The 17,074-nt window shown below is 31.5% G+C and carries 18 protein-coding genes; all 18 read right to left on the reverse strand.

The genetic code is table 11. The annotated features are described in order from the left end of the window. Window positions 1–4: 4 nt before the first annotated feature. Window positions 5–652: an O-methyltransferase gene (locus tag AALI31_RS04365; protein ID WP_489885302.1), complete on the reverse strand. Its 648-nt coding sequence runs from the start codon at window positions 650–652 to the stop codon at window positions 5–7. Between the two features lie 90 nt (window positions 653–742). Beyond that, a complete protein-coding gene (mltG, locus tag AALI31_RS04370; RefSeq protein WP_489885303.1) occupies window positions 743–1,777 on the reverse strand; it encodes an endolytic transglycosylase MltG in 1,035 nt (344 codons plus the stop codon). A 182-nt stretch (window positions 1,778–1,959) separates the two neighbouring features. Continuing rightward, on the reverse strand, window positions 1,960–2,301 hold the full coding sequence (locus AALI31_RS04375; protein WP_489885304.1) for a YlbF family regulator: 342 nt from the start codon (window positions 2,299–2,301) through the stop codon (window positions 1,960–1,962). A 28-nt stretch (window positions 2,302–2,329) separates the two neighbouring features. Next, the gene (locus AALI31_RS04380; RefSeq protein WP_489885305.1) at window positions 2,330–4,120 is read right to left on the reverse strand and encodes a ribonuclease J; all 1,791 of its coding nucleotides are present in this window, start codon (window positions 4,118–4,120) and stop codon (window positions 2,330–2,332) included. Between the two features lie 11 nt (window positions 4,121–4,131). Further along, the gene (locus AALI31_RS04385; RefSeq protein ID WP_489885306.1) at window positions 4,132–4,581 is read right to left on the reverse strand and encodes a Fur family transcriptional regulator; all 450 of its coding nucleotides are present in this window, start codon (window positions 4,579–4,581) and stop codon (window positions 4,132–4,134) included. 39 nt (window positions 4,582–4,620) lie between these two features. After that, complete coding sequence (ruvX, locus tag AALI31_RS04390) at window positions 4,621–5,037, reverse strand: Holliday junction resolvase RuvX (protein WP_489885307.1); 417 nt, start codon at window positions 5,035–5,037, stop codon at window positions 4,621–4,623. Window positions 5,038–5,117: 80 nt separating this feature from the next. Then, a complete protein-coding gene (locus tag AALI31_RS04395; protein ID WP_489885374.1) occupies window positions 5,118–5,369 on the reverse strand; it encodes an IreB family regulatory phosphoprotein in 252 nt (83 codons plus the stop codon). A 108-nt stretch (window positions 5,370–5,477) separates the two neighbouring features. Beyond that, window positions 5,478–8,108, reverse strand: a complete 2,631-nt coding sequence (gene alaS / locus AALI31_RS04400) for an alanine--tRNA ligase (RefSeq protein ID WP_489885308.1) — start codon at window positions 8,106–8,108, stop codon at window positions 5,478–5,480. Window positions 8,109–8,294: 186 nt separating this feature from the next. Next, complete coding sequence (mnmA, locus tag AALI31_RS04405; protein ID WP_489885309.1) at window positions 8,295–9,368, reverse strand: tRNA 2-thiouridine(34) synthase MnmA; 1,074 nt, start codon at window positions 9,366–9,368, stop codon at window positions 8,295–8,297. 22 nt (window positions 9,369–9,390) lie between these two features. After that, complete coding sequence (locus tag AALI31_RS04410) at window positions 9,391–10,539, reverse strand: cysteine desulfurase family protein (protein WP_489885310.1); 1,149 nt, start codon at window positions 10,537–10,539, stop codon at window positions 9,391–9,393. Further along, complete coding sequence (locus tag AALI31_RS04415; RefSeq protein WP_489885311.1) at window positions 10,532–10,978, reverse strand: RrF2 family transcriptional regulator; 447 nt, start codon at window positions 10,976–10,978, stop codon at window positions 10,532–10,534. The genes AALI31_RS04410 and AALI31_RS04415 overlap by 8 nt, the downstream gene beginning before the upstream one ends. Before the next feature lie 126 nt (window positions 10,979–11,104). Continuing rightward, window positions 11,105–11,911: an acetyl-CoA carboxylase carboxyltransferase subunit alpha gene (locus tag AALI31_RS04420; protein WP_489885312.1), complete on the reverse strand. Its 807-nt coding sequence runs from the start codon at window positions 11,909–11,911 to the stop codon at window positions 11,105–11,107. Further along, on the reverse strand, window positions 11,904–12,770 hold the full coding sequence (gene accD / locus AALI31_RS04425; protein ID WP_489885313.1) for an acetyl-CoA carboxylase, carboxyltransferase subunit beta: 867 nt from the start codon (window positions 12,768–12,770) through the stop codon (window positions 11,904–11,906). The genes AALI31_RS04420 and accD overlap by 8 nt, the downstream gene beginning before the upstream one ends. Continuing rightward, window positions 12,767–14,113, reverse strand: coding sequence for an acetyl-CoA carboxylase biotin carboxylase subunit (locus AALI31_RS04430; RefSeq protein WP_489885314.1), 1,347 nt, complete (start codon window positions 14,111–14,113; stop codon window positions 12,767–12,769). Before AALI31_RS04430 ends, accD begins: the two co-directional genes overlap by 4 nt. A 14-nt stretch (window positions 14,114–14,127) precedes the next feature. Beyond that, window positions 14,128–14,559: a 3-hydroxyacyl-ACP dehydratase FabZ gene (fabZ, locus tag AALI31_RS04435; RefSeq protein WP_489885315.1), complete on the reverse strand. Its 432-nt coding sequence runs from the start codon at window positions 14,557–14,559 to the stop codon at window positions 14,128–14,130. Between the two features lie 15 nt (window positions 14,560–14,574). Then, entirely contained in the window at window positions 14,575–15,087 is a 513-nt protein-coding gene (accB, locus tag AALI31_RS04440; protein WP_489885316.1) for an acetyl-CoA carboxylase biotin carboxyl carrier protein, read from the reverse strand. After that, the gene (fabF, locus tag AALI31_RS04445) at window positions 15,075–16,316 is read right to left on the reverse strand and encodes a beta-ketoacyl-ACP synthase II (protein ID WP_489885317.1); all 1,242 of its coding nucleotides are present in this window, start codon (window positions 16,314–16,316) and stop codon (window positions 15,075–15,077) included. The genes accB and fabF overlap by 13 nt, the downstream gene beginning before the upstream one ends. 14 nt (window positions 16,317–16,330) lie before the next feature. Further along, window positions 16,331–17,071, reverse strand: a complete 741-nt coding sequence (gene fabG, locus AALI31_RS04450) for a 3-oxoacyl-[acyl-carrier-protein] reductase (RefSeq protein WP_489885318.1) — start codon at window positions 17,069–17,071, stop codon at window positions 16,331–16,333. Window positions 17,072–17,074 lie beyond the last annotated feature (3 nt).

Raw genomic sequence — 17,074 nt, forward strand, 5'->3', positions numbered from 1 at the left:
TTATTTATTTCCTCCTCAAAATCATAATTCCATCACCAATGGGAAGCAATAACGTAGAAAAGTTTCTATCTTTGGTTAAATCTTGTATAAAACATCTCATATTTTTAACAATAGTTTTACTTCGCTTTTTTATTAATTCATCTGATATAACCATTCCTTTATATAAAACATTGTCAAACAAAATTATACCATCTTTACTCAAGTTTTGAATACAGCTATAAAATAATTTTCCATAATGTGCCTTCGAAGAATCCACAAATATAAAATCATATTTGCAATGTAAGCGTTTCACATTTTCTAAACAATCTCCTTCTATAATTTCAATTTTACTAAGACAATTAAATTTTTCAAAATTTTTCTTTGCAATACATATCCGATTCAAATCTCTTTCCATAGTTGTTATAAATACATTTCCCTTTAACTGCTCATACATAAAAATTGAAGAAAATCCTACGGCAGTACCAAATTCCAAAATCCTCTTAGGAGGTTTAATCAGAAACAACATATTTATTAAATTTTGTATTTCTTTATCAATCAATGGTATACCTTGTTTAAAACAATATCTTTCAATTTCTTTAAGTTCATCCGACAAATCTAAATTTATATTCTTTAATAAAAATTCCCTTGTAAAATTGTTAACTATATCCCCCATATAAATCTCCAAAATATTAAACTTATATCAATTTTATAATAAAAAACTATAAAAATCATCTCAATTATAAAATTAAGATGATTTTTATAATTACTTTTTTACAAAAAGGGTTGTGTCTCTAACACTTTTTTGATTTAAGAAATCCTTATAGTTATCAAAGAAGTAATGATAATTAGTCTCATCATTTAAAATAAAATATAAATAACTCGTATTATCTGGATTAACGACGGCTTTAATTGATTGTTTACCTGGAGATGCGATTGGCCCTATAGGGAGACTGCTATACTTATATGTATTATACTTAGAATCAATTTCTAAATCAGAATAATATAAAACCTCTTTATGAAATCCTAAAGCATATATAACTGTAGCACACGACTGTAGAGGCATTCCAACCTTCAATCTATTATAAAAAACAGATGCAGCTTTAGGTCTTTCGCTATCATGTATTATCTCCCTTTCAACAATAGATGCCATAGTTATAATCTCATCTATTTTATTAATGTCAATTTTTTCACCAAGTTCATTTTGAATTTCATTGATTATTTCCTCAAATCTACTTATCATTGTATTAATTATAACTTTAGGTGTTGAATTTTTATCAAAATGATATGTATCTGGGAATAAAAAACCCTCTAGAGCATATCTTCGGCCATTAACATTTTTCACATATAAAGGTAAAGTGTAATTATTTACCTCATTTATAAAATCATCTTTTGAAAAATTAAGTTCAGAATTACCTAAAAATTCTGCTATTAATTCTATAGAATATCCTTCTGGAATAGTAATTTTAACATAATCTGCTCTTATTCCCTGATTTAATTCATATATAAGATGCTCAAGAGATATACTACTATCAAAAGTATATTTTCCAGGTTTTATATTCGTATCATATTTAAATATTTTGGTTAGAATTTTAGTAAATAAATTACTTCGTAATTTTCCTTCATCAGAAAGTTTATTTAAAACATTATTTAATGTATCTCCTTCTTTCACTTCAATTTCAACATTAGATAACAATGGATTACGACTTGTTGATTGAAAATTATATACAAAGTATGCTACAAAACACAATAATACCGCAAATATTATCATCGAAAGCCTTACAAACCATGACGTTCTCATTAATCATCCCACCAATATACTATATTTATCAACAATTAAACGATTATAATTAATTTTTATATCACTTCATATTATTTATCAAATTTATATTATTTATATGCATATTCTTAAATTACAATATTAGTGTACTATATAATACAGAGGTAGGGATATATCCTTCAATAAAATATACCCCTACTTCTTTAAATAAAACTTTCTATTCCAAATGCCTCATTTAATATTTTCATCATATCATTTACAATTACACCAATTTTTTGTTCATATTGAACATACTCAGATACTATCGAATTATCCATTACTTTTTTGGAAACTTCCTTAAATTTTTCCTCACTTTCACTTGATAAATTACCATCAGAGCGCTGCTCATTGAAAACTAAGAATTGAACTTCTCTCAATTGCTTTAACAGTGATTTTAAATTTTCATCAGAATTAATTTTAGCACCAATCTCTTTTAATTTTTTAACATCATCCATTTGCTTAATGCTTTCTGCCAACTCATGAGCCTTATCGTATATATTAACCATTATCTATCCTCCTTCAATCTCATACCTATTATATCTCCATTATTATGGGTAAAATCATTGGACGTCTCTTCGTTTTCTCGTACAAAAAATTCCTGAGCTTATCTTTTATATTAGATTTCAATGTAGACCAATCTGTTATTCGATCTTCTTCACAATTTCTTAAAACTTCTTTAACTATATTTTTTACATTATCTATAAGACGCTCCGATTCTCTAACATAAACAAATCCTCTAGAAATTATATCAGGACCTGCTATTATACTTCCACTTTGACTATCTATGGTAACCACTACAGTAAGAACTCCATCTTGGGACAAATGCTTTCTATCTTTAAGCACTATATTACCAACATCGCCCACACCCAAACCATCTACAAAAATTTGACCAGAGGGAACAGTCCCAATTTTATTTATGGAATTCCTTTTTATCTCTACAACTTCACCACATTCCATAATCATCATATTTTTTCGATCTATTCCTATACTCTCAGCTAAATCAACATGCTGCTTTAAATGCCTAAACTCTCCATGTATTGGTATAAAAAACTTTGGCTTAGCTAAAGCAAGCATTAATTTCAATTCTTCTTGACAAGCATGACCAGAAACATGAACCTTTGCTAAAGATTCATATATAACGTTGGCTCCGCTCTTAAACAATCTATTTATAACCTTAGAGACAAGCTTTTCATTTCCAGGAATAGGAGTTGCAGATAATATAACAGTATCTCCTTGCGCTATAGAAACTTTTTTATGATCCCCTGATGCCATCCTAGCAAGTGCAGACATAGGCTCACCTTGAGTTCCTGTAGTTATTATAACAATATTCTCTGGAGCCCATCCATTAATTTCATCAATTCCTATTAACACGTTATCATCAAATTGTATGTATCCCAATTCCTTAGCAACACCAGTTATGTTTTCCATACTTCTTCCGGAAATAGCAACTTTTCTTCCATACATTGATGCAGCATTTATTATCTGCTGAATTCTATGAACATTAGATGCAAATGTAGCAACAATTATACGTGATTTTGCTTTGGAGAATATATCCTCAAAAGTCTTTCCTATAACCCTCTCCGAAATTGTATACCCAGGTCTCTCGACATTCGTACTTTCACCTAACATACATATAATTCCCTTTTTTCCAAGCTCTGCAATTCTTCCAAGATCCGCAATTTCTCCATCAATTGGAGTAAAATCTATTTTAAAATCACCAGTGTGAAAAATCACACCCATAGGAGTATGTATTGCAATTGAAACAGCATCAGCTATACTATGGTTCATTTTGATAAATTCCATAGTCACATTTCCTATTTTAATAATGTCTTTAGGTTTTATAGCATTCAATTCAACATTATCTATATAATGTTCTTTCAATTTTACGGACAATATCCCCAATGTCAGTCTTGTTCCAAATACAGGAACATTTATCTGCTTTAAAATATACGGAAGTGCTCCTAAGTGATCTTCGTGCCCATGAGTTAAGAATATGCCTCTAACCTTATCTCTATTTTTTATAAGATAAGTTACATCTGGTATCACTAAATCCACGCCGAACATATCATCATCCGGAAATTTAAGACCACAATCAATAACAAATATATCATTCTTATACTCAATAGCAGTTATATTTTTACCCACCTCATTGAGCCCACCCAATGGAATTATTTTTATAGAGTTTATCTCTCTCCTTGACTCTTTAAAACCTTTATCTTTTTTATTAGTATCTTTATCTTTTTTAAATCTAGTATCTCTTTTAACAGAAACACTCTTAGAACCATTCTCTACACTTTCCTTCTTTGGCTCTGAATTTAAATCCATTATTCAACCTCCTACTTACTGTTACAATCATTACAAATTCCCAAAATCTTTAAATTATGATCCAGTATCTTAAAATAATATTTGTCCTCAACCTTTTTCTCAAGTTTCTCTAGCAAATCTTCCTCAACCTCTATAATTCTACTACATTTAACGCAAATTAAATGATGATGCATATGTCTTTCGTCAAAAGAAGACAGCTCATATCTAATTACCCTATCATCGAAAATAAGTTTACTTATAACTCCTAATTCTTCAAATAACAGTATGCTTCTATAAACTGTGGCAATTCCTATAGCTTTATTTCTTTCATACGCATACTTATAAATTTCATCAACTGTTAAATGCTTATCTCTATTTTCAATTATTATATTAAGTATACACTCCCTTTGAGCTGTTAATTTATATCCCTTTGACTTCAAATATAACTTTATCTCCTCAACATCCTTTAAGTTCTTTTGCATTAAAAATACTCCTCAGACACCAGAATCCTAAATTCGATTTTACTTGTTTTTTTTCATATTTAAATAATCCTGCAAAATTATTTGAGCTGCTATTCTATCAACTATACTTTTACGTTTCTTGCGAGACATATCCGCTTCTAACATAAAATTATTTGCTAAGACCGTGGTAAGCCTTTCATCCATAAATTCTATATCAATACTTTCTTCTAATTCCGCTTTTAAATCCTCACAAAAATCAACAACCTTCTGTCCTTGAAATCCTATGCTACCATTCATGTTCTTAGGAAGTCCAACTACAATTTTTGAAATAGAATTCTCCTCAATAAGTTTTTGTATATAGCAAATATCTTTTTCAAGGCTGACTCTTTTATAAGTACATAAACCCTGAGCTATTATTCCAGAACTAATTGCAATGCCTATATTTTTATCTCCTACATCCAAACCCATATAGTTCATAAATCAAATTCCCCTAAAAACTCAAAATGACAATAAAACAAAAATCCAAGTAAGCAAACATGCAAACTCGGATAAATTAACTACTTTTTCAGGTAAGTCCTAAGCACTTCCTCTAATATATCATCACGCTCAAGTTTACTTATTAATGCCCTAGCTCCATTATAATTAGTGATATACGTCGGATCACCAGATATAAGATAGCCAACCAACTGATTTATTGGTTTATAACCCTTCTTTTCCAAAGAGTCATAAACTTCCTCTAAAATCTCTCTTGTCTTACGTTCGTTCGTATATTCAATTTCATTCTCAACTAAATTCCGATCATACTTCATATACATAGTAAAATCTTTCTTCATACACACGACTTATAAAAAGTCTCACGCACCTCCCTTTTGGAGTCGTCCAAAGCTAATTATATAACAATCATAGAAATTTGGCAATTAAATAATTTCATATACCTTATTAATAACCTCATTTATTTTTGATACATTTATTATAGACCCTTGTGCCATATCTTTTCGGCCTCCTCCACTCCCTTCAGCTATTCTTAATACATCTTTTATTATTTTCCCACAATCAATTCCCTCTTCAATAGCATTCTTCGTCGCCATACAAACAACGCTTGCTCTATTATTACACACAGACACAAACATTACAAAGCCACAACTAATTTTATCTTTAGCTATACTACAAATTTCCCTCAGTTGACCTGCATCAATATCATTAAAAGTACTCGTAACTATCTTTAATCCATTTTTAACCTTCGAGCTTTCAATTATCGAATCTATATCTTTCAACTTCAAGTTCAATGCTTCAGATTTAAGTCGTGCAATTTCTGTATTTTTATCCTTGATTTCGAGAAATAAGCTTGAGACTTTACTCAATATATCATTTTGTGAAGTTGCCTTAACACGATTATGAATTTCATTTAATACGTTACGATTAGATTTAAAAATATCAAATACATTCCTCCCTGTAGTCGCTTCAATCCTTCTCACTCCTGAAGATACAGATATCTCATTTAATATAACAAAATTTCCTAGAAAACCAGTATTCGAAACATGAGTTCCTCCACAAAGCTCCATACTACAATCTCCTATAGACAAAACTCTGACCTCATCTTCATACTTTTCACCAAATAAAGCAACTGCACCTCTTTCTTGAGCTGATTTTATATCCATTACTTCAGTCTTTACACTTACTTGATTATATATACATTCATTAATAATTTTTTCAACTTCTTCTAATTCTTTTTTTGTCAAAGCTTTGGGATGAGTAAAATCAAATCTTAATTTATGTTCATCCAAATAAGAACCCGATTGTTTAACATGATCACCTAACACGATTCTTAATGCACTGTGTAACAAATGTGTCGCAGTATGATTTCTACAAATTGAATCTCTTCTTTTCTCATCAACTCCAAGATCCACAAAATCCTCTTTTGAAAACTTCCCACTAATAACTTCGACCAAATTATAAATCTTACCTTGAATATTCTTTTTTGTATTTAAAACTTTTCCATATCCCATTTTAGATTTAACATACCCTGTGTCACCAACTTGCCCTCCCATTTCAGGATAAAAAGGCGTCTTATCAAAAATTAAAAACCCTTTGTTCCCAGCTCCTATTTCGTCAACGAAAGAGTTATCAAATATTATATCTAAAATCCTTGAACTCAAATTCAAAGTATCGTGTCCTAAAAACTCTATTTCGTAATTTCCCGTTGAGTTCAACACCCCAAGATCATTTCCCAAATAATTATCGTCTTTCCTTGAATTCCTAGCTTTTTGTTGCTGCTTCTTCATTTCTACATTAAATTCATTTATGTTAACCTCAATACCCTCATCCTTCAAAATCTCTTGAGTCAATTCAACTGGAAAACCATATGTATCATACAACTTGAAAGCCTTATTGCCCGACAATATATTAAAGTTTGAAGACTTCAAATCCTTCAAATAAGACATTAATATACTCATGCCCTTATTTAGAGTTTTTGTAAAGTTATCTTCCTCGGTATCAATAATATTTTTTATGTAATTCTCTCTTTCAAGTAGCTCGGGATAATCATCCTTATATTCATTTATAACAACATCAACAACATTACTCATAAATTTAGACTCTATACCCATAAGCTTAGCATGTCTGATGCTTCTTCTTATCAATCTTCTTAAAACATACCCCCTTCCTTCATTGCTAGGAATAATTCCATCCCCAATTAAGAATACTGTACTTCTTACGTGATCAGCAATAACTCTACAAGAATATTTAACCTCTGAGAAATCACATTTTAAGTTTGCTATTTTTATTATCTTATTTATTATTTTTACAAAAACATCTGTATCAAATACGCTTTGAACGTTTTGCATCACAATGGCTAATCGTTCAAGACCCATTCCCGTATCAATATTTCTTGTATTTAATTGCTCATATTCACCATTCTCGTTTTTGTTAAATTGAGTAAATACCAAATTCCAAATTTCAAATAGCTTTCCCTCTTCTTGCAAATTCAAAAATTGATCATTCGTTTTTATCTCTACATCATCAAAACAATAAAAGATTTCAGAACATGGTCCACACGGTCCGACTCCTATTTCCCAAAAATTATCCTCTTTTCCCATTTTAAAAATCCTATCTCTGGTAATAGAAGTATTATTTATCCAACAATCAAGAGCTTCATCATCGTCTACATAAACACTTACATACAATTTATCGCTAGGTATATCAAGGACCTTGGTTAAAAACTCCCAAGCATAAGTTATAGCGTCCTTTTTAAAATAATCTCCAAACGAAAAATTCCCAAGCATTTCAAAAAAAGTACAATGTCTAGGAGTCTTTCCTACTTCGTCAATATCTCCTGTTCTAATGCATTTTTGATATGTCACTATCCTTTTACTTGGAGGAACTGCAGCTCCTGTAAAATATTTTTTAAGTGGTGCCATTCCTGCATTTATTAAGAGTAAGCTATTATCATCTTTAGGTATAAGAGGAAAACTATTTAATCTATAATGAGATTTGCTTTTAAAAAAATCTATGTAAAGGTTTCTAAGCTCCGTGTATGTATATTTCTTCATAAAATTAATCACTCCAACCTAACTAAAAATATAAGCTTTCACCTCAAAGTAAAACCCCGAGACAAAAGCTTAGCCAACGCTCTGAAATAACTTAGATAAATTATATATTAAAATCTTGATCAATGTCAATCAATTAAATACTACAATGTTTATTGTGTCAAACTTTAATGATTAAATGTAACGTTGCTAAAAATAATTTCTTATGATACCCCCACCTACAACTATATCGCCATCGTAAAATACCAAAGATTGCCCCCTGGTAATAGCTCTTTGGGGTTCACTGAAAATAATCTTTGCTTCATTATCATTTACTATATCAATCTTAGCATCACAAAATTTAGATTGATATCTTATCTTAGCTTGAATATTCTCGGGCACACCATGTATGCTTCCAGAAATTATATTGACATTATCTATAATAACATTATTAAAAAATATTTCTTCCTCATTACCTATTACAATTTCATTAGTCTTCTCTCTTATTTCTATCACATAACCTGGTTTCCCTAAAGATAAATTTAAACCTTTTCTTTGTCCAATAGTATAATAAACAATTCCTTTATGCTTACCTAGGACTTTGCCATTTTTGTCAATAAAATTTCCCTGTTTAACTTTTCTAATCTCCGATATAAAATTTCCGTGATTGCCATCTGGAATAAAGCAAATTTCTTCACTATCTCTTTTGTTATATATATCCATACCAATACCTTTTGCAATATCTCTAATCTGCTCCTTTGTATAATTTCCACATGGCATTAAGACATGTTTAAGTTGATCTTGAGTTAAAGTATACAGCATATATGTTTGGTCTTTCTTTGAATCTATACCTTTCTTTAAAACAAATTTACCATTTATATTTTCCACATTTGCATAATGTCCTGTTGCCATATAATTTGCACCGAGCATACTTGCATTCCTTAAGAACTTCCCAAATTTTATATGCCTATTGCATTCAATGCAAGGATTAGGCGTATTCCCAGACATATAATCTTCTACAAAATAATTCACTATCTTTTCCTTAAAAACATCCTTATAGTTCAGAACGTAAAATGGAATCTCCAAAAGCTCGGCCACCTTGCGAGCATCAAGAACAGAAGACAAAGAACAACATCCTCCCTCCTGTCTCAAATACACCTCATCATTCTGTGATAAATTTAACATTACACCAATCACATCATACCCTTGTTCTTTGAGCAAATATGCAGCAACAGCACTATCAACACCACCACTTAATCCAATAACTACTTTCTCATTTTTCAAATCAGATCCTCCAAATCAAACCTTAACATTTTCTATGTCTCGATACTATTTCCTTTAATTCATCTACAACATAATCAACATCTTCTTGAGAGGTATATTTCCCAATAGTAAATCTAACAGAACTCTGAGCCTCTATTGTACTAAGACCTATACCTTTAAGTACATGCGATGAATTTACAGAACCAGAATTACAAGAACTTCCACTGGACGCAAGAATTCCCTTCAAATCTAGAGAAAGAAGAATGCCCTCATCTTCCAATCCTTCAAAGCAAACGTTTATGTTGTTGCTTAACCTATGGATTCTGGAACCATTGATTTTGCTCTTAGGTATTTCATTTAAAATTCTATCCATCATATAATCTCTAAGTTTTTGCAATTTCTTTCCTTCCTTATGAAGCTCTGAACACACAATCTCAATAGCTTTTCCAAGACCAACAATACCATAAACATTTTCAGTTCCAGACCTTTTTCCTTTTTCCTGACTTCCTCCATGAATATAAGTCTGTATGTTGGTACCATCTTTAATGTACAAAATACCCGTCCCTTTTGGAGCGTATATTTTATGACCAGATATTGAAAGCAAGTCGATGTATTTATATCTATCTAAACCTATATCCACTTTCCCTATGGCTTGTATTGCATCAGTATGAAAAATTATATTTCTCTCATGGCAAATTCTAGATATGGAATCGATATCTTGTATAGTACCAATTTCATTATTTGCAAATGCGATAGTGGCAAGTATAGTTTTGCTCGTTATAGATTTTTCAAATAACTCTATATCAACAAGTCCATCATTGCCAACATCCAAATATGTAACATCAAATCCGCACTCTTCTAAATATTTACAAGTATACAAAACTGAATGATGATCAATTTTAGTTGTTATTATGTGATTTCCTTTATCTCTATTTGCAAAAGCAACTCCTTTTATAGCCCAATTGTTCGATTCTGTTCCACCACTTGTAAAAAATATTTCCTTCCTATTAACCTTTAAAGAATTAGAAATCATTTCTCTAGATTTCTCTATTGCATTTTTAGAAACTCTAGCTAGCTCATGTATTCCTGAGGGATTTCCATAAAAATCATATAGGTACGGATTCATTTCGTTCAAGACTTCTTCTCTTATAAATGTGGTGGATGCATAATCCATATAAACTTTTCTACTCATTGTAGTTAACCCCTATATTCAAAATTTGAAGTTTATTGTGTTCATCAATTATATCTTGCAAAGTTACAGATGAAAAAATTTCATCTATCGCATCACGTATTCTCACCCACAAAACTCTTGTTGCACACGTATCTAAATTATCACAAATTGCACCCTCTTCTATACAATTGGATATACTTATAGGTCCCTCAAGAGCATCCATAATATTTTTTATCGTAATGTCTTTAGGTTTTCGAGTTAAAGAATATCCTCCTTTAGCACCTCGTGTACTTTTTATAAGTTGAGCTTTTCTGAGAACAGAAAATATTTGTTCCAAATAGAGTTCAGATATATTTTGTTTCTGTGATATACTCCTGACAGATATGGTTTCTTTGTCATAAACAAGTGCAAGTTCGAGCATAGCCTTGATACCATATCTACCTTTAGTAGACATCTTCATCTAAATTCTCCTTAACTCTGTAATGATTTTTGATTATAACAATTCCGTTTTCTACAGTCAACTTAATGAAACAATCTTAAAAAATAAAAAATCCAATCTAAATTTAACTAGATCAGATTCTTCGTATTATTGAATTTTATATTTCCCAATTTCTCTAAATTTTCTATACCTATGTTCCTTTATATATTCGCAAGTTTTGTCTTTGAATCTATTTATAAAATCAAGTATTTCATCTTTCATATTTTGTGCTATCCTATTTTTAGTGACGTGTGCCCCTTCTCCAAATTCATCAATTATCTTATCAACAATTTTAAAATCGTATAGATCATAAGACGTAAGCTTTAATGCTTCAGCCGCTTCTTTAACTTTTGTAGAATCCTTCCACAAAATACTTGCACATCCTTCAGGAGAAATTACAGAATATATAGAATTTTCCAACATCCATACTTCATTAGCCACTGAGATCCCTAAAGCACCCCCACTTCCTCCTTCGGAAATGACTATAGACAATATAGGAACACCAAACCCCATCATTTCAAATAAATTTTTAGCAATTGCTTCGCCTTGTCCTCTCTCTTCAGCCTGTTTACCACAAAAGGCACCGGGTGTATCAACAAAAGTTATAATAGGTCTTCCAAATTTATCAGCCTGCTTCATTAATCTTATAGCTTTCCTATATCCCTCTGGGTTTGGCATCCCAAAATTTCTAAATATATTTTCTTTAGTATTTTCCCCTTTCATTTGTGCTATTACAGTAACCGAAATATTATTTATAACTCCAATTCCTCCACAAATGGCTTTATCATCTCCGTAAAATCTATCTCCATGGAGTTCTTCAAACGAATCAAACACATTATCAATATAAAATTTAGAATTAGGCCTAGTTGGCATTCTAGCGAGTGTAACACGATCCCAAACAGACAAATCACCCATTGCTACACCTCCTATGAGTACTAAGTATATGCGCTATAAATCCTTTCATATCTTTTCTATGTACTATCTTATCCAAAAAACCTTTTTCCAAAAGAAATTCAGCTGTTTGGAAATCATCTGGTAAACTTTCGTTTATAGTCCTCTCTATGACTCGCCTTCCAGCAAAACCAATCATAGCTCCTGGTTCACTTATAATTATATCTCCTAACATCGCAAAACTAGCGGTAACTCCACCAGTAGTTGGATCAGAAATAACTGTCAAATATAATAATCCTTTTTCGGATAATTTTTTTACAGCACCACTTATTTTCGCCATCTGCATAAGAGAAAACACACCTTCCTGCATTCTAGCTCCTCCAGATGATGTAAATATCACTATCGGTAGACTGTATTCAATTGCTCTTTCAATAGCCAAAGTTATTTTTTCTCCAACAACACTGCCCATACTTCCCATCATAAAAAAACTATTCATTATGCAAATAACAGCTTGATTACCATCTATAAAACATTTACCACAAACTACAGCATCATTTTCTTTAGATTTATCAACATTATCCTCTATTTTTTCTAAGTAGCCAGGGAATTGTAAAGGATTTGAACTCAAGATATTAGAATCAAATTCTTCAAAAGTATCTTTGTCCGACAAATATTCAATTCTTTTCCTTGGATCCAATCTAAAATGATATTCACAAAAAGGACAAACCATAAAATTCAAACTAATATCTTCCTTATAGAGTATTCTCAAACATTTATTACATTTTATCCAATGGTCATTTGGTATATATACCTTTCTATCATCTTCAAAAGATGTAGTGCTTACAGTAACATACCTATTCTTTTTAAAAAAATCAAACTTCACTCGCTACTCACCAACTTATTTAAAAATCCTGTATTATAATTACCTGAAACAAAATCAGGATTATTCAAAATTTTAAAATGAAAATCTATATTACTCTCAATACCATCAATGACAAATTCAGCTAGTGCTCGTTTCATTTTCATAATAGCCTCTTGTCTATCTTTACCATGGACTATAAGTTTAGCAATCATAGAGTCATAAAAAGAAGGTATAACATATCCTTGATAAACCGCATTATCCAAACGTACCCCAAATCCTCCAGGTACATTTAATTGCTTTATTTCTCCAGGAGATGGCAAGAAATTCCTATTCACATCTTCTGCATTTATTCTACACTCAATCGAATGTCCATTAATCTTAATATCCTTCTGAGTAAAACTTAATTTTTGTCCACTTGATACCTTAATTTGTTCTTTTATAAGGTCAATACCAGTTATCATCTCAGTAACAGGATGCTCAACTTGAATCCTCGTATTCATTTCCATAAAATAAAAATTCTTATCATCATCAACAAGGAATTCTATCGTTCCAGCATTAACATATTTCACAATTTCACAAATTTTCAAAACAACTCTTCCCATTTTTTCTCTGGTATCACTGTCTAAAAACGCAGAAGGTGCTTCTTCCAATATTTTTTGATTTTTCCTCTGAACAGAACACTCTCTTTCAAATAAATGCACTACATTACCATAGCTATCTGCCATAACTTGAAATTCTATATGATGTGGATTTTTTATGTACTTTTCAATATACACTACGTCATTATTAAAGCAAGCCATAGCTTCATTTTTAGCTAATATGTACGAAGTTATAAAATCACTTTCTTTTTCAACAATCCTTATTCCTTTTCCCCCACCTCCAAGTGCGGCTTTAATCATAACGGGGAATCCTATTTTTCTTGCTATATTAAAGGCATGATTTTCATTAGCAATAACACCTTCATACCCTTCTATAATTGGCACATCATGTTCTTTCATTGTCCTTCTTGCATTAGCCTTATCTCCCATTAAATCCATGGTTCTATAATTTGGTCCAATAAATACAATATTACACTCTTCACACATCTTTGCAAATTTAGAATTTTCAGACAAAAAACCAAAACCTGGATGTATAGCTTCAGCTCCACTCAAAGCCGTAGCCTCTAAAATATTCGGTATATTTAAATAAGAATCTTTGGATGAGCTTGGTCCTATACAAATTGATTCATCTGCTAATTGAGTATGTAAGGCTTCTCTGTCAGATTCGGAATAAACTGCAACAGAAACTATTCCAAGTTCTCTGCACGCTCTTATGATTCTTACTGCTACTTCTCCTCTATTTGCAATCAATATCTTCTTTATCATAAGTCTCTCCTAGTTTAATGAATAGCAAACGATATTTTAGCCTCACAGGCTATCTCATCCCCTACTTTAGCAACACATTTTGCTACACCAAATTTAAACCTGTACTTCAGTATTTCACATCTCAATATTAAGACATCTCCAGGAACCACCATTCTCCTAAATTTAACACTATCTGCTCCGACAAACAACGCTGTCTTACCTCGATTTTCATCGATAGACAAAACAATTGCAGCTCCAGCCTGTGCCAAGGCTTCTAATATTAAAACTCCTGGCATAATAGGATTCCCTGGAAAATGCCCTTGAAAAAATGGTTCATTAAAAGTGACATTTTTTATAACTGTAACACTCTTATTCTCTTCAATATCAACTACTTTATCTATTAGCAAAAACGGATATCTGTGTGGTAAAACCTTAAATATATCAACTATACTAGAACTTTTCTCCATATAAACATCACTCCTTTAATCACATTTCACTTTGAACAACTTCTGACCATACTCCACCATTTGTGAATCCTTGACTAAGATCTCTATGATTTTACCTGAATATTCACTTTCGATCTCATTCATTAATTTCATTGCTTCTATTATGCAAACTACATCTCCTTTACTAACACTTTGTTTCTCACAAACATATGTTTGCTTACCTGGTGATGGCGATAAATATACAGTTCCAACTATTGGAGAAAGTATGTAAGCAAAATCACTATCATCATACTCGACTATGCTATCATCACTATTATCTTTAGCTTCATCAATTCTTTGTTTGACAATATCAGTAACATCATTTGATTTTCCAGACAAATCATCCTCAATTAATACTTTTTTATCAGATAGCTGTCGATTTATGGATTTGTCCAATTTTAAATATACGTTCTCACAATTTAACTCCATAAGTGAAATCTGAGATTTATCAATTAAATTTATTAAATGTACTATATCTTCAAAAGACATTACAACATCTAACCTTTCCATTTTTTAAATAATAAAACGGCATTATGTCCTCCAAATCCTGAGGAATTAGACATAGCATAATTCACTTCCGAGACAACGCCAACATTAGGAACATAATTTAAATCACATTCCTCATCAAATACTTTATATCCAGCAGTCGGATGAACAAAATTCTCTTCACATGATTTAACACAAGCAATAGCTTCAACTGCACCAGTAGCTCCTAATAGATGCCCTGTCATAGATTTTGTTGAATTAATTTTAATGTCATAAGCATAATCTCTAAATACGCTCTTTATGGCTAGCGTTTCCACCGCATCATTTATTTTTGTACTAGTACCATGAGCATTTATGTAATCTATATCTCTATAAGTTATTCCAGCCTCCTGAATTACATTTTTCATAGCATTAGAATTTATTTCTCCAGTTGGCATAGGTGAAGTTATATGATAACCATCTGTGGTAGAAGAATATCCCACTATCTCGGCATGAATTTTAGCACCCCTATTTAAAGCATGATCCAAAGTTTCAAGTATTAAAATCCCTGCACCTTCTCCCATTACAAAACCGTTCCTCTCCTTGTCAAACGGAATTGATGCTCTGCAAGGATCATCTGATGTGCTTAGTGCAGTTAGAGATGTAAATCCCCCAATCCCCAAAGTTGTTATCGCAGATTCACTCCCACCAGTTACACATAAGTCTAGATATCCATGCTTCAATAATCTATATGCATCTCCAATAGATTGAGTTGAAGTGGTGCAAGCACTTACAACCGATTTACCTTCACCTCTTATTCCATATTTTATAGCAATATTTCCAGGAACCATATTAATTATCAGTTTAGGAATTGTAAGTGGTAAAAGTCGGGTATTTTCATCCTTACTTAATCTCTCAATAACTTCCTGTAAAGTATTAAATCCACCAACACCAGAACCTACAACTACTCCAAATCTATTCCTATCTACTAAATCCAAATTAATACCCGAATCCTCAATTGCCTCCTGCGTAGCATAAACAGCAAATGTTGAACAAACATCAAATCTAGAACACTCTTTCTTAGTTAACCTTTTTGTTAAATCAAAATTCTTCACTGGAGCAATAACACTAATCTTCGTGTTATTTATATTTCTAGAACTATCTATTTTCTGTATGCCTATAATACCATTTTTGGCATTATTCCAAAATTCATTAACATCATTTCCTATAGGCGTTACAGCACCTAACCCTGTAACAACAACCCTATTATTCATAAATCCAAATCCTCCTACATCACCATTCCACCATCCACAGTTATCACTTGACCAGTTATGTAACTGGATAGATCACTAGCCAAAAACACTGCAAGATTTGCAACGTCCTCCACTTTACCAATTCTATTCAATGGTATATGTGACAAAATAGTTTCTTTAACTTTGTCAGTCAACACTTCTGTCATATCCGTATCTATAAAACCAGGAGCGATGGAGTTTACATTTATACCTCTAGAACCTAATTCCTTAGCAAGAGATTTTGTCATACCTATAATCCCAGCCTTTGAAGCAGCGTAATTAACCTGACCTATATTCCCTATAAGCCCTATAACAGAACTAATATTCAGAACTTTCCCGTATCTTTGTTTAATCATAATCGGTGTGACATGTTTAATGCAGTTAAAAGTCCCCTTCAAATTTACATTTATAACATCATCAAAATCCTGTTCTTTCATTCTGAGAAGTAACGTATCTTTTGTCATCCCTGCATTGTTCACCAATATATCAACTCTAGATAATTTTTCAATACAAAGCTTAGCTAAATCATCTGCAACAGAAAAATTACTAATATCTCCTTTATGTAAAACTACATTCCCACCATTTTCTTCAATCTCTTTTACTACACTCCGAGCTCCATCATCATCGCTCCTATAATTCAAAACAACACTTGCACCATGCTTGGCAAAATTAATAGCTATAGCCTTACCAATACCCTTCGAAGCACCTGTGATAATTGCTACCTTACCCTTGAGCATAAA

It is taken from the genome of Anisomitus miae (SeqCode) (assembly GCF_054906395.1).